At 65.2% G+C, this 12,773-nt stretch carries 17 protein-coding genes, 1 tRNA gene and 1 pseudogene; 9 read left to right on the top strand and 10 right to left on the bottom strand.

All coding sequences use genetic code 11. The features are described 5' to 3' along the window. Positions 1–151: 151 nt before the first annotated feature. From ACFY2X_RS18910 to ACFY2X_RS18885, 6 genes are all read left to right on the top strand, one after another. The gene (locus ACFY2X_RS18910) at positions 152–559 is read left to right on the top strand and encodes a secondary thiamine-phosphate synthase enzyme YjbQ (RefSeq protein WP_389939755.1); all 408 of its coding nucleotides are present in this window, start codon (positions 152–154) and stop codon (positions 557–559) included. A 123-nt stretch (positions 560–682) separates the two neighbouring features. Beyond that, entirely contained in the window at positions 683–1,111 is a 429-nt protein-coding gene (locus tag ACFY2X_RS18905) for a DUF3052 domain-containing protein (protein WP_389939754.1), read from the top strand. A gap of 85 nt (positions 1,112–1,196) precedes the next feature. Beyond that, on the top strand, positions 1,197–1,655 hold the full coding sequence (locus ACFY2X_RS18900; protein ID WP_389939753.1) for a peroxiredoxin: 459 nt from the start codon (positions 1,197–1,199) through the stop codon (positions 1,653–1,655). Positions 1,656–1,783: 128 nt separating this feature from the next. Continuing rightward, entirely contained in the window at positions 1,784–2,026 is a 243-nt protein-coding gene (locus tag ACFY2X_RS18895) for a hypothetical protein (protein ID WP_389939752.1), read from the top strand. Positions 2,027–2,137: 111 nt separating this feature from the next. Beyond that, positions 2,138–3,085, top strand: coding sequence for an ROK family protein (locus ACFY2X_RS18890; protein ID WP_389939751.1), 948 nt, complete (start codon positions 2,138–2,140; stop codon positions 3,083–3,085). Between the two features lie 31 nt (positions 3,086–3,116). Beyond that, a tRNA-Val gene (locus ACFY2X_RS18885) sits at positions 3,117–3,188 on the top strand. Positions 3,189–3,395: 207 nt separating this feature from the next. On the opposite strand, the gene ACFY2X_RS18880 is transcribed toward ACFY2X_RS18885, so the two are convergent. The 4 genes from ACFY2X_RS18880 to ACFY2X_RS18865 all read right to left on the bottom strand — a co-directional run bounded on the left by ACFY2X_RS18880 (position 3,396) and on the right by ACFY2X_RS18865 (position 5,747). Then, a complete protein-coding gene (locus ACFY2X_RS18880; protein ID WP_389939750.1) occupies positions 3,396–4,316 on the bottom strand; it encodes an NAD(P)-dependent oxidoreductase in 921 nt (306 codons plus the stop codon). Next, positions 4,289–4,660, bottom strand: a complete 372-nt coding sequence (locus ACFY2X_RS18875; protein ID WP_389939749.1) for a hypothetical protein — start codon at positions 4,658–4,660, stop codon at positions 4,289–4,291. Before ACFY2X_RS18875 ends, ACFY2X_RS18880 begins: the two co-directional genes overlap by 28 nt. Before the next feature lie 374 nt (positions 4,661–5,034). Continuing rightward, positions 5,035–5,364, bottom strand: coding sequence for a helix-turn-helix domain-containing protein (locus ACFY2X_RS18870; protein WP_389939748.1), 330 nt, complete (start codon positions 5,362–5,364; stop codon positions 5,035–5,037). After that, positions 5,361–5,747, bottom strand: a complete 387-nt coding sequence (locus ACFY2X_RS18865) for a type II toxin-antitoxin system RelE/ParE family toxin (protein WP_389939747.1) — start codon at positions 5,745–5,747, stop codon at positions 5,361–5,363. Before ACFY2X_RS18865 ends, ACFY2X_RS18870 begins: the two co-directional genes overlap by 4 nt. Positions 5,748–6,282: 535 nt before the next feature. Between ACFY2X_RS18865 and ACFY2X_RS18860 the strand changes: the two genes are divergently transcribed. The 3 genes from ACFY2X_RS18860 (at position 6,283) to ACFY2X_RS18850 (ending at position 8,576) form a co-directional block, all read left to right on the top strand. After that, complete coding sequence (locus ACFY2X_RS18860; RefSeq protein ID WP_389939746.1) at positions 6,283–6,645, top strand: type II toxin-antitoxin system RelE/ParE family toxin; 363 nt, start codon at positions 6,283–6,285, stop codon at positions 6,643–6,645. Continuing rightward, positions 6,642–6,980, top strand: coding sequence for a helix-turn-helix domain-containing protein (locus ACFY2X_RS18855; protein ID WP_386296029.1), 339 nt, complete (start codon positions 6,642–6,644; stop codon positions 6,978–6,980). The genes ACFY2X_RS18860 and ACFY2X_RS18855 overlap by 4 nt, the downstream gene beginning before the upstream one ends. A gap of 612 nt (positions 6,981–7,592) precedes the next feature. Further along, positions 7,593–8,576, top strand: coding sequence for a BtrH N-terminal domain-containing protein (locus ACFY2X_RS18850; RefSeq protein ID WP_389939745.1), 984 nt, complete (start codon positions 7,593–7,595; stop codon positions 8,574–8,576). Positions 8,577–8,589: 13 nt separating this feature from the next. On the opposite strand, the gene ACFY2X_RS18845 is transcribed toward ACFY2X_RS18850, so the two are convergent. The 6 genes and pseudogenes from ACFY2X_RS18845 to ACFY2X_RS18820 form a co-directional block, all read right to left on the bottom strand. Then, positions 8,590–8,967, bottom strand: coding sequence for a hypothetical protein (locus ACFY2X_RS18845; RefSeq protein ID WP_389939744.1), 378 nt, complete (start codon positions 8,965–8,967; stop codon positions 8,590–8,592). Between the two features lie 1,179 nt (positions 8,968–10,146). Next, entirely contained in the window at positions 10,147–10,872 is a 726-nt protein-coding gene (locus ACFY2X_RS18840; protein WP_389939743.1) for a dienelactone hydrolase family protein, read from the bottom strand. A 362-nt stretch (positions 10,873–11,234) separates the two neighbouring features. Continuing rightward, positions 11,235–11,639 (bottom strand): hypothetical protein, encoded by a 405-nt coding sequence (locus ACFY2X_RS18835; protein WP_389939742.1) that lies wholly within the window; start codon positions 11,637–11,639, stop codon positions 11,235–11,237. Between the two features lie 67 nt (positions 11,640–11,706). Beyond that, positions 11,707–12,009 carry an integrase core domain-containing protein gene (locus tag ACFY2X_RS18830; protein ID WP_389939741.1) on the bottom strand — a complete coding sequence of 101 codons (303 nt, stop codon included), beginning with the start codon at positions 12,007–12,009 and terminating at the stop codon, positions 11,707–11,709. 35 nt (positions 12,010–12,044) lie between these two features. Then, positions 12,045–12,275: pseudogene (locus ACFY2X_RS18825) on the bottom strand (hypothetical protein); the annotation flags it as partial. 294 nt (positions 12,276–12,569) lie between these two features. Then, positions 12,570–12,773 (bottom strand): hypothetical protein (locus ACFY2X_RS18820; RefSeq protein ID WP_389939740.1); only part of this gene is annotated, 204 nt, incomplete at its 5' end.

Genomic DNA, 12,773 nt, shown 5'->3' with positions numbered 1-12,773 from the left:
CCTGACCGGTCGTCATGCCTGCTGGAGAAGGGGTGTCCGGGGCCACGGCGGATCTCATGTGCAGTACGGCCCGGCGACGGATGCGCAACGGGTTCCCCTCGAACCGAACTCGGTCGTCGTCCCAGCTCAGCATGGATCGTAGGATCGGTATGTGAGATCTCAGACGATCGAGGTGGTGACCGGATCCCGTGAGCGGGTTCACGACATCACCTCCGAGTGCGGGAGCTTCGTCCGGTCGTGCGGAGGAGACGGTCTGCTTCACGTCTTCGTGCCCCACGCGACCGCGGGGATCGCGCTGATCGAGCTCGGTTCGGGCAGCGACGACGATCTACTCGCGGCCTTGGAGGATCTGCTTCCGGCCGACGAAAGATGGAAGCATGCGCACGGATCCAGGGGGCATGGGCGGTCGCATGTCATGCCGGCCCTCATTCCACCGTACGCCACCGTTCCGGTCCTGTCCGGACGGCTCGCGCTGGGCACCTGGCAGTCCATCGCTGTCGTGGATCTCAACGTCGACAATCGGGAACGCCAGGTCCGTTTGTCATTTTTGTCGGACTAATTCATGCGTAGCCCAGTCGTTGCCGTGGCGACCGTTGACGACCGAGGGTCACAGCGTGTGGACTGTGCCGAAGCACTTTGAGCACCGTGTAATTACGGGGCCATTCAAGCAGGAGGGACAAACGTGAGCGCGACCGCGGGTCAGGCGCAGGGCGAACGCAGCCTGGCCGAACGACTCGGTCTCAAGCCGGGTCAGGTGGTGCAGGAGGTCGGATGGGATGAGGACGCCGACGACGATCTGCGCGACTCCATCGAGGAATTGACCGGTAACGAACTGGTCGACGAAGACTTCGAGGACGTCGTCGACGTCGTGCTGCTGTGGTGGCGCGACGGTGACGGCGATCTGTTCGACGCCCTGAGTAGTGTGCTGACCAACTTGAGTGCCGGCGGCCAGATCTGGCTGCTCACTCCCAAGGCCGGCAGAGACGGGCACGTGGAGCCCAGTGACATCGGGGAAGACGCTGCGACGGCAGGTCTCTCGCAGACCAGCAGCATCAGTGCGGCCCCTGACTGGTCGGGGACGCGGCTGGCTCCTCCCAAGACGCGCCGCTAGGGGCCCCGCCCTGCCGTACGGCTCGCGTGAGCCGTACGGCAGGATGATGGCGTTTGTCCATCATCCGATGAAAGGACCTTTGGATATGGCGGTCGAGGTGGGTTCCCCGGCTCCGGACTTCGAGCTGAAGGACCAGCACGGCACTCCGGTCAAGCTTTCGGACTACCGAGGCAAGAAGGTCGTGCTGATCTTCTACCCGCTCGCGTTCAGCGGTGTCTGCCACGGTGAGCTCTGCGCCCTCCGCGACGAGTTCATCGCCACCGCACCTGAGGACGTCCAGGTGATCACCGTCTCGGTCGACTCGGTGTTCACCCACCGCGCCTGGGCGGATCAGGAGGGATACACCTTCCCTCTGCTCTCTGACTTCTGGCCGCACGGGCAGGTCGCCCAGGCGTACGGTGTGTTCGATGAGGAGAAGGGTCTCGCCGTGCGGGGCACCTTCATCATCGACGGCGAGGGCGTGGTCCGCTGGAGCGTCGTCAACCCGATTCCGGAGGCGCGCGACATCGCCGAGTACCGCAAGGTGCTTGCCGAACTTTCCTAAGTGGTGACCGGCGGTCGCCGCGCGAGGCGACCGCCGGTCTCGACCTCTCGGAGGCGATCATGCCCTGCTTCTCCTGCGGGGCCCGGCAGACCGACCCGATCCGTGGCGCCAGTCCGTGGAAACGCGGCGTGCGCCAGGAAACCCAGGTGCTCATCTGCCCGGACTGCCAGCGCACGCACGATCTCGACCTCGACGCATGCTCCTCGTGCGGTTCCGTCGCGCTCATCTGCCGGCTCGGCGAGGTGGAGTGCCGTTCCTGCGGGTCGGTACGGCTCGCGCGGGCCGGAGAGCAACTCATCGTGTCCGGCGCCCCCGGTCTGTCGGACGAGGTCGAGGCGGCGCTGAACCGAGTCCTCGGGCGTGCACATTAGTGCTCATAAATCTGTTTTTACTGCATTCATGAGCATATGAGGCAATATGACGATGTTTCTATGCGCTAAGGTCGGCCTCGGTCCCGCCCCTTCGATTCGGTGGATGCGTGCATGAGCTCGTTCGTTGTAGCCCTTGACGTCGGCGGCACGTCCATGAAGGGCGGCCTCGTCACCGACGCGGGCGAGATCGTCCTCACCGACCGCCGTGCGACCCCGCGTGAGAAGGGCTCGGCCGCCGTCATCGAGGCGATCCGGTCCTTCATCGACGACCTCGCCATCGCGGGCGGAGGCACCCCCGCCGGAGTCGGCCTCGCCGTACCCGGCCTGGTCACCTCCGACACGGCTGTCTACTCCGCCAACATCGGCTGGCGCGACGTTCCGGCCCCGGACTTCGTCCCGCTGGACGTACCCGTCATGCTCGGTCACGACGTACGCACCGGCGGCCTCGCCGAGAGCGTGCTCGGCGCCGGTCGCGAGGTCTCCGACTTCCTGTTCCTGCCCATCGGGACGGGCATCGCGGGTGCCGTGATCCTGAGCGGCGAGCCGTACGGCGGGACCGCCGGATGGAGCGGCGAGATCGGCCACATTCCGGTCTTCCCCGATGGCGAGACGTGCGCCTGCGGCCAGATCGGCTGCCTGGAGACCTACGCCTCCGCCTCCGCCGTGAGCCGTCGCTACTCCACCCGGGCCGCCCAGCCCGCCACGGCCGAGCAGGTGGCCGCGTTGACGGCCTCCGGTGATCCCGTGGCCGCGGAAGTGTGGGGAACCGCGGTCGAGGCCCTGTCTCTCGCCCTGGCCACCTACACGCTCCTCCTGGACCCCTCCGCGATCGTCCTGGGCGGAGGCCTGTCCGAGGCGGGCGCCCTCCTCGCCGACCCGCTGGCCGACCGCCTCCAGGAACGCCTCACCTTCCGCGAGGCCCCTCCGCTCCGCTCGGCGGCCCTGGGCATCCACGCCGGCATGCTCGGCGCGGCCCTCCTGGGCTGGCGCGCGGCCGGAGCCCCCGACGCGGGCGCCACATGGTCTATTGATGTGCTGAAGTCCCCTCCGGTGGCGTAAGGTGTTATCCCGTCCGTCCGACGGGATTTCGGGGCGCTTAGCTCAGCGGTAGAGCGCTCGCCTTACAAGCGAGATGTCACTGGTTCGAACCCAGTAGTGCCCACAAAAAAGACCCTTGACCTGTCGTTACAGGTCAGGGGATCTTGCTTTTCCGGGCCTGGCTAAACGACTGCGTTGCTCGGTGAGCGCTCGCCTACACCCAGGCGGCCGAAAACGAACCTGCGGAGCCGTACGAGCCGGGGCCGATCCTCGGACTGATCGACGAGAGCAACTGAATCTGCGACTGAGAAGTAGCGTCCAGCCGGTGAGGTCAGTCTCGTCCGCGGCGTGCGGCGTTCAGCGTGCGGGCTTCGAGCGCATGGAGGACGGCCACCATGTCCTCCTGTCCGTACCCGAGTGTCGCGGTCTCCCCGAAAAGGGCATGGCAGACATCGAGCAGCGGCGAGGCAACGTGCGCCTTCCGGGCCGCCTCGGCGATCAGCCGGTTGTTGGTCAGGACGTCCAGGGCCGCCGCCTGCGCCGCGAAGTCGCGCTCCAGCAGCTTGGCCGCCTTGATCCGGGAGACGGTGCTGGCCATTGGACCGGCGTCGAGCACATCGAGGAACCGCCTCAAGTCCAGCCCGTTCCGGTCGGCGAAGTGGAACGCCTCCGTCAGGCCGGTGACCATGGTGATCAGGAACAGGTTCACCGCGAGCTTCGTCAGCAAGGCGTTCGGCACCGGTCCGCAGGTGAACGCCTCATGGCACATCGGCCGCAGCAGCGGGCGTACCTCCTCCACCGCCGCCTGCTCACCGGCCAGCATGGCGACCAGCCTGCCGGCCTCCGCGGGCGTGCGGGAGCCGGACACGGGGGCTTCGACATAGTGTCCGCCGGCCGCCCGGATGTCGGCTTCGAGTCCCCGCGAGTAGTCGGGCGATGTGGTGCCCATCGGGACGATCGTGTGCTCCGCGACGTTCACCGGGAAGTCCGAGCTGCCACGGCCCAGGACGGAGTCGATCGCCGCACCGTCGGCCAGCATGAGGATCACGACGCGGGCTCGCCGGAAGACCTCTGCGGGACTCGTCGCCACCTCGGCGCCGACCTCGCGCAGCGGCTGCCCGCGCCCGGCCGTGCGGTTCCACACCACGAGGGACGTCCCTGCCCCGGCCAGGTTGAGCGCCATGGGCTCCCCCATGAGGCCAAGGCCGATGAAACCGACGTCCACTACGCACCCCTGTTCGACCGAGCCCATGACTCCGCTTCCATGATCCGCCCGGCCCACGGGTGCCGTCTACATGCTCCCTGGCCTACCAGATCGCGAATGTGGGTGATGCGCAGGAAAGCGTGGATCAGCACGGTCCAGCCGTTCATCTCCAGTGCGCCCGCGTAGCTGGTGCGCATGTTGTCCGAGTCGATGTACTCCATTGTTCGTTCCTGGTGTTTTTCAAAGGTCACCTCTTCGATCCCATTGCTGTCTGCGCCGAGACGCATCAACGCCTCGCGAGGGCTGAGGGATCGGGCGAAGGTGATGCAGGAGACGTGATAGAACGGGCCGTGCTTTGCAAGCCAGCCGAATTCTTCGTGCGAGTCCGTCACCGTGGCTCCCTTGATCAGTTACGTGTGATGACGACAGCAGTCACCGGCAGGGACAGCGTTGCTCGCAGCGTCTCGGAAGACATGGGCGTGAGTGACTAACTGGGTGACAATCGCCCCGTCCGGGGCCGGACATCGGTGGACGATCAGAAACCGTAACTACAGGTCAGGGTTGATATCGACCCTGGTCGGGCATTCGTTCGGATCGCCTTACAAGCGAGATGTCACTGGTTCGAACCCAGTAGTGCCCACAGCTCACGAAGCCCCATCCAAGAATTTTGGATGGGGCTTCGTGTCATCAATATGTTGTCGGGTCAGCGGAACGCTGAGTGCTCGTGTACTCGTGAAAGGGGCCGTTCCAGGCGGATCAATCGGCCTCAGGCGACCTTGACGGAATGCGGGCCGACGCTGATCGTCACATCGACGTGCCCGCCCAGCGCAGCCGCGTAGGCGCGGAGGGTTTCCAACTCCATGGCGTCGAGATCGCCGTTCTCGATCTGAGAGACCCGTGACTGGGAGATGCCGAGTGCGGTGGCGACATCGGCCTGGGTCTTACCCAGTGACTTGCGCAGCTCTTTCAAGTGGTGCCCGGCCACGTACGCATCCAGTCCGGCTTCGGCGGTGGCCTGTCGCCCGGGAGTGGCCAACTCGGGATGAAGCCGGTGGGCCTCGGCCTTGACCTCCTGCCAACGGCGAGCAGGGCTCATCGCCTGTCCTCCTTCGTCTTCTCGGCCTTCTTCTCCGCGCGGTACTCCGCGTAGCGAGACTTGGCCAGCGGAATCGCCTCGTCGTACCAGCGCGACCACTTTCCTGCCTTGTCTCCTGCCACGAGGAAGATCGCTTCTCTGTCGGGGTCGAAGATGAAGATGATTCTAATCTCTGACCGTCCCCGCGAGCCTGGGCGGAGCTCTTTGAGGTTGTTCAGGTCGTCGTCCTCCAACGTGTCCACCAAGGGGCGACCGAGAGCAGGGCCGACTTCGGCGAGCCGATCGATGGCCTTCTCGACGAGGACCGCCGAGTCTGGGTCACCCGCGCAGAGTTTGAGGAACCAGGAGTCCACGGGTTCCAGCAGAACGATCTCCCAAGCCATCTTCGAAATATAACCTCTGACTCATATTCAGTCCGAAGGATCGGCCAGAAGGTCCGAATGAACTAAGAGAACCTGAGGAGAGCGTTGATTCTGAGTGACCAACTGAGTGACAACGACCACGGACGAGGCTGGACGCCGGTGGATCGCCGTGGACCGTACGCCCAGGTCGGGATGAGTGTCGACCCCGGTCAGGGACTCGTTCGGTTTGCCTTACAAGCGAGATGCCACTGCTTCGAACCCGGTGGTGCCCACCAGTCAGTAGTGTTCAGCAGGCAAAACGTCTCTCATCTCGCTTTGGGCGTAAGGCGAGGGTGGCGACTGGGTGACCAACTTCTGGAGGCTTCGTCTAACGCCTCCGAGCCTGTAGGCGCGCCGGGCGGGATCTGCTCGCGATATGCGGTCTCCGTTCTGAGCCACTCGTGATCCCTGCCTCAAGATCTCCGCATCAAGAGGAGAGGGAGATTCTGTGACGTTGGCGATACGCTGAGTTGCCAAAGCTTCTCTTGGATCAAGATAAGAAATTTATTATGCTTGAGTGAACTGGCAGATAGTGATCGTTCCAGAGGTCCGTGACTGGCTTCACGAGCTACGGAAGGCGGATCGGCAGACACTCTTGCTGATCGCTGCGGCCTTGGATCGGGTCGCCGAGGAAGGTCCCGGTTTGGGGCGGCCCTTGGTGGACACGCTTCAAGGATCGACTATCCGTAACCTCAAGGAGTTGAGGCCTGGATCCAGTGGGCGGAGCGAGGTACGGATGCTCTTCGTCTTCGACCCTTGGCGTCAAGCTGTGTTCCTGGTCGCCGGAGACAAGTCCGGCGATTGGAGCGGCTGGTATGACGTGGCGATCAAAACGGCCGAGGTGCGTTTTGCCCGGTACCTCAAGGAGGGGGAGCAATGAGCGATCAGGCGGTGACGTGGGAGGAACTGCGTGCTGAGCTTGTCCAGCCCAGCGATGAGCAGGAGGTCGCTCAACTCCGCGACGGGCTCGTGGCTCGCCAGCGTGCCTACCAACTCGCTGAAGCCAGACGCAAGCTTGGCCTACGGCAGGAGGATGTCGCTCAGGCGATGGGCGTGTCACAGGCTCGCATCTCACAGATCGAGAGCGGAGTGATCAGCGAAGTGGCCACCTTGGCCGCCTACGTAACGGCGCTCGGAGGTCAGCTCAAGATCGTGGCCGACTTCGGCGACTCGGCTATGGTGCTCGATACGCCTCGCGGTCGTCGTACGGGGTGATGTGCTCATGATGGGTACGTAGTTCCGGTGTTCTTCTCTCCTGTGCCACCTTTTGCGTTGCTGCCGCCCCATCTGGCCGCATGTCGTATTTGAGTGACCAACTGAGTGACGACGACCGCGGACAGGCCCGGACGCCGGTGGATCACCGTGGACCGTACGTCCAGGTCAGGGGCGGTGTCGGTCCTGGTGAGGGTCCTGCTCGGATTGCCTTACAAGCGAGATGTCACTGGTTTGAACCCAGTGGTGCCCACAAAAAAGACCTCTGATCTGCAACGACAGGTCGGGGGTTTTGCGTTTTTGGACCTGGGCAAACGGCTACGTTGCTCAGTGAGCGCTCGCCTGCGTCTTTCCGCCTGATCTGATCGATGCCCAGCGCGCCTATCGGGAGGCCCGCCGCCTGACTCGCTTTCCTCTCCGAGAACGGAACCCCTTATTGACGGCCTTCTCCGTTCAAACCAGCTCCCGAAGCCGCCACTGCCCTGTCGTGCGGCTGGACTCTCCCACTGTGAGAGGCCTCATGCTACTCCCAGCGGTCCCCAGCAGCTGATCATGAAAGTGTCAGGGATGGGGACGGTGTGACCGTTCGCCGCGTCAGAATGAGGAGAGCGACGCATGACCATCGTGAAGGACATCGAGGCCCGCGGCATGCACCACTGCGAGACGACGGCGCTGGGGGTGCTGTTGCGGCATGAAGGACTTGATCTGTCCGAGCCCATGCTGTTCGGGCTGGGCTCGGGCCTGTCCTTCGTCTATTGGGACAGCAAGGGCATGGCGTTCCCCTTTCTCGGAGGCCGCGTCAAGCCTTTCGACCTCACCAGGAACCTGGCCGCCCGGCTGGGGCTGACATTACTGGCCGAGGAGACCACCTCGCCGCGCAAGGCGTGGGAGAACGTGGCCGCCCCCATCGACGCCGGTCGGCCGGTCGGCCTTCAGCTCGACTGCTACCACCTGGACTATTTCCGCTCCAAGGTGCACTTCGGCGGTCATGTCGTCGCCATGTACGGCTACGACGAGCACGACGTCTACCTGGTGGACACCGGCCAGCAGGGAGGAGCGGTGCGCACCAGCCGGGCCAGCCTCGCCATGGCGCGGGCCGAACGCGGCCCGATGACCGCCAGGAACCGATCTTTCACCATCACCCTGCCGGCTCACTCGCCTTCCTGGCAGGACCAGATCATCCCCGCCATCAGGGACTGCGCCGACGCCTTCCTCGCCGCTCCCATCGCGAACCTGGGCCACCGCGGCATCGAGAAAGCCGGCAAACAGGTGCCCAGATGGCTGCTGCGCGCCGGCGAGCCGCAGCAGGACCTGCCGCAGGCCGCCCTCCTCATGGAGAAAGCCGGTACCGGCGGTGCCCTGTTTCGCGCCCTCTATCGCGACTTCCTCGACGAGTGCACCCGGCTGATCGACGACGGCAACCTCCGCACCGGTCACAGGCTGTACGCCGAGGCCGCCGTCCTGTGGACGGACGTGTCCACCTTGATAGCCAAGGCTGGAGAGAGCGGCGACGCGGGGTACCTGGAGCAGGCCGGCGTCATCCTCTGCGATCTTTCGCGCATCGAGAAGGACGCCATGCAGGTGCTGCGTCAGTTGTAGCTCAAGTTGTAGCTCAAAGGGAAAGCCGGCTGTACGGGTACGGCCTGAGTCCCGCGGTGGCCTCGCTGTCGTGCACCATCGGCTCGTTGCTCACGATGACCTCGGCGTCGTTGGCCGCCGGCGACTGCCTGGCCTGTATCCCGGAGCTGCTGAATCTGCGGCCGGCTGATGTCGACCATCCGCGGCACGCCGGATCTGTCCACGCACATGCCGAACTCGTCGCCCCGGACCTGCTGCCGTCCATCGCCTCCGTGCCCTGCACGAGCACCGGGCGGATCTGCTTCCGGTAGACGGTTTCGGTGACCACCATGTTCCGGTGGCCGACCAGGCGTGAGATGTCCTCGATCGGGACGCCGGAGTCCGACAGCGACGAGACGAAGCTGTGCCGCATCTCGCGAGGGGTCCAGTCGGCGCCACGGGGCTGACCCGCATCTGAGCGCCGGACGATCAGGGCCTACGGGTCCAGAGACAGATCTCTCGAGGCCGGACGGACCGTCCGCATAGTTCGCAGCAGTCACGTTCCATGGTGGGCAGCCCGGTGGCAGCGCGTCTGGGCGCTGCCAGGATCTTTTTGAGTGGTTCGAGACGCTTGGCGAAGCACCGCAGCACCCAAGTGTCATGATCTTCCCACCAGGAGTCGAGTTGCAGATGCACTGCCGTTTCGTCGTCGTACCACCAGAGGTCTGCCGGTCCGGTGGCCTCCGACACGACCGGCGGGAGCTCATCTGACGCGATCATAGGGGTCTCGTTTGTGTCGACTGTCAGCCCAAAGGCACGATGTGGCCATGATCGGACGACAGCGAGCAGCGCGTGGCTTTCAAGGCGCTGCTCAACCGATCGATTGATGATCTGGTATGGAATGGGCGGGGACAACGCCATTGCGACTCGCCCGTCCTCCAGGACATCGGCCTCCCAAGTCCAATCGCCGTCGACGATTGCGGGGAACGCCCAGCCGTAGGGAGTCTCACGAGCCTCCATCTCACCGTCGAGGCGTAGTCCATGCTGTTCTTTCCAGGCAAGCCGTAGGCGAGACCGCCGTATCGCTCCTCGAAGTCGACCATTGCCGCCACTACGCTTGACGGTATCGGGACTGAGGTTCCGGTTTGGTCAACCGCGCAGTTGCGGGCTTTGATCTGCTCCATCGAGGTGGCAGTGATCCGCTCGCCGTACGTCAGGAGTAGATTCCGCACTCGTGGCGAGACCGATGGGTCATCGAGGATGTGCACTTCGCCAACCTATGTGATGCATGATCACTCGTGTCGATCTTCAGTTGATGGTCGACGGATTGGCTCTAAAACTGACGATCGTCGTTGACGTCTGGGTCTCCGGCCACTACGGAGATCATCCATGTCGAACCCGAACCCTCGCTCGATCATGAGGCCAAGCGGTGCCCGGCCATCATCCGTCACGTCGAAGAGGTCTCCGGCAACCTCGCGCTGACGTGCCGCTATCACGGGAATCGTCAATCTCCCGCACCTGAACCCGCTCGGCCATGCCGAACAGTCCGGCTCGAACGCGCTGACCGGGAACGGACCCCGGTCAGCGCGTCGCGAGCTACAAGGCAGCGGTCTTATCCAAGGTGCCGGGCGAAGAACTGCAGCGCATTGTCGATCTCGAACGCGGGGATTCCCCCGTGGTCGCCGGGGTTGGCGTGCAGCGTCTTGCCGGTCGAGCCCAGGGCGCCGAACAGTGCCAAGGCCTGGTCCCTGGGCACCCGCGTATCGTCCCACTGGAGCAGGAACTGCACCGGCACAGTGACCCGGGCCGCGGTCTCGGCCAGCCCGTGCACGCCGAGCAGGCCCAGCACCGCGGCGCGGACCCGGGGTTCGACGACGAGTAGTGGCACACCGAGCCCGCAGCCCATCGACACACCCCAATAGCCGACCGGGCCGGCGCCCACGTGGTCGAGCTCCTGGACCGCGGTCAGAACGGCCTGCCAGTCGGCGACGGCCTGTCCGGCCAGCAGGTCGTGCATGGCCGCGACCAGCCCGGTCGGATCCTCGCCGCCCGCCATGCGGGCCCGCATGTCGCCCGCGAGCTGGATGAACTGTTCGTCTTTCGGCCGGTCGCCGTGGTTAGGAGCATCGATCGCGGCGACGGCGAAACCTCCCTCGGCGGCGAACCGGTGCGCGCCGGCCAGGACGCCGGGGGCCTTCTTGTGTTGGCCGCCGCCGTGTCCCATCAGGATCAGCGGGCGGGGGCCGGTGGCGCCTTGCGGCGTGAACAACACGCCGGGGATCTCGCCGAGGGTGAAGGACTGTTCGGTGACGCCGTTGGTCGACGTCTGAGAGGTCAAGCTGAAGCGCATAGCGTTTCAAAGCCTTTCGGGGGTGCCTTGTGCGGGCGCTCCCTAGACCATGCACGAGAGGGAGCCCCGATCTGTCATCACAGCGTTGATCGGTCTCACCTCCTCCAGTCGTAGTGCCGCACGGCGCCGCTGAACGTATCACACAGACCTCGCTGGGTAAACGTTGCCTGACGCGGCACCAGATGGGGCTTAAAACGTTTGAGGACGCTGATGGTTTCTCCCCCGCCCTCGACTGCCTGACGTGGAGGGACCCCGAGAAGTGATCCAGACGCGGTGAGAGCCGGCGGTCCGGTGGTGCTTCGCTTCGAAACCTAGCGGCCGGGGTGTGCTTTGGTCAGGTGCCGCGCTGGTTAGCCGGAACTGGTCGGTCCGGGAGTGTCGATCCAGCGGGCGGCTGCGTCGAAGGTATCCGTCGGGGTGCTGTTGAACGCGATCGCCGCGTTGGGAGCGTGTCGTCGTACCAGGTTGATGACCTGCTCGAACAACTCAAGCTGATCTTCGAGTTTCCGTACGCCGCCGCCGATGACAACGCATTCCCAGGGCCGCGCGCGCAGGGTATGGCTGACGATCGTTTCCACGTCGTCGCTGCCGTCGAGGCCGAACAGGCAGGTCTCGACGCCGACGCCGTGCTCGGCGAATCGAGCCATGCCGGCCTCGATCGCGTCGGCTACCGGCTTCGGGTCCCAGGGCCCGGGAACCCGATACGGGTCAAGGCCGATCACGAGGACGCGGGGTACCGGGGCTGTTGTGTCCACACCCGGGACCTTACGTCACAGGGGTTGTCGCGTGTGGCTATGTGGGCTGCGCTCGACAACGGACGACTCATCGCTGTGTGCACGACGCGGCGTAGGCCGCTGGTGCCTGATAGCCGAGGGAGCCGTGTCGTCGGCGGTGGTTGGAGTCGTCCTTCCAGTCGCTGATCACGACCCGGGCGTGGGTCAGGCTCCAGAAGATGTCGATGTTCAGGCACTCGTCGTGGATGCGGCTGTTGAACGACTCGATGTAGCCGTTGCGCCAGGGCTCGCCGGGCAGGATGAAGTGCGGCCCGACGCGTTCGCGGGCCCAGTCGGCCATCGCGGTGCAGGCCGGCTCCGGGCCGTTGTCGCAGCGCGGTCGGGTAGCCACGCACGGCGGCGATGCGGTCGAGTTCGTCGATGAGGTCATCTCCGGTGACGTTGCGCTCGACCAGGCCGCCGAGGCACTCGCGGGTGTGCTCGTAGACGATGGAGACGATTTTGATCGGGCGGCCGTCGGTGGTGGCGTCGAACAGGAAGTCCACCGCCCAGACCGCGTTCGGCAGCGTCCTTGGCGGTGCCTCGGTAGCGGGAACGACGTGTGCCCAGGCTCCCCACCGCTTGGGCGATCGTCCCTTCGGCACCGGATCTGTGCTGATAGCAGAGCTGCCAGGCGGGATCGGCCTGCTTGACTCTGGCATGGGCAAGGACATCGTGTTCGGCCGTTGATCGTCACATCGACGTGTCCGCCCAGCGCGGTCGCGTAAGCGCGGAGAGTCTCCATCTCCATGGCGTCGAGGTCGCCGTTTTCGAGCTGGGAGACCCGTGACTGTAGAGTCGCGTGCCCCCCCAGGGCCGATTGATGGGCTCGTGCAGTGCCTCGGCGCCGGATGCCCGTACCCGCTCGAAGGTCGCGTCGAGATCGTCGGTGCTGGAGACGATCATCGGTTCTCAGTGCTCGTCGACGACCTGGCCGTTCAGGGCGGTGGCGTCCTTGGTGAGGGCCATGGTCAGCGGCGCCTCCGGGAAGGTGGGCAGGGCGGCGAACGCGGCGCCCAGTTGCTCGGCGCTCTCCCAGTGCCAGGTGTCGGTGTAGGTGCCGTCCTCGAGCCGGATCAGCACGGCGTGGGTGAGCCCGGGGTGCCCCTCGCGCAC

The sequence above is a fragment of the Streptosporangium sp. NPDC000396 genome, from assembly GCF_042898655.1.
Taxonomy (GTDB): domain Bacteria; phylum Actinomycetota; class Actinomycetes; order Streptosporangiales; family Streptosporangiaceae; genus Streptosporangium.
This window is presented reverse-complemented; position numbering and strand designations above follow the sequence as displayed.

Excerpts from the sequence above, each read along its gene's own strand:
- ACFY2X_RS18900 (WP_389939753.1), top strand. The coding sequence starts at position 1,197 with ATGGCGGTCGAGGTGGGTTCCCCGGCTCCGGACTTCGAGCTGAAGGAC.
- ACFY2X_RS18890 (WP_389939751.1), top strand. The coding sequence starts at position 2,138 with ATGAGCTCGTTCGTTGTAGCCCTTGACGTCGGCGGCACGTCCATGAAG.
- ACFY2X_RS18880 (WP_389939750.1), bottom strand. The coding sequence starts at position 4,316 with ATGGGCTCGGTCGAACAGGGGTGCGTAGTGGACGTCGGTTTCATCGGC.
- ACFY2X_RS18870 (WP_389939748.1), bottom strand. The coding sequence starts at position 5,364 with ATGAGCCCTGCTCGCCGTTGGCAGGAGGTCAAGGCCGAGGCCCACCGG.
- ACFY2X_RS18865 (WP_389939747.1), bottom strand. The coding sequence starts at position 5,747 with ATGGCTTGGGAGATCGTTCTGCTGGAACCCGTGGACTCCTGGTTCCTC.
- ACFY2X_RS18855 (WP_386296029.1), top strand. The coding sequence starts at position 6,642 with ATGAGCGATCAGGCGGTGACGTGGGAGGAACTGCGTGCTGAGCTTGTC.
- ACFY2X_RS18850 (WP_389939745.1), top strand. The coding sequence starts at position 7,593 with ATGACCATCGTGAAGGACATCGAGGCCCGCGGCATGCACCACTGCGAG.
- ACFY2X_RS18845 (WP_389939744.1), bottom strand. The coding sequence starts at position 8,967 with ATGCGGCACAGCTTCGTCTCGTCGCTGTCGGACTCCGGCGTCCCGATC.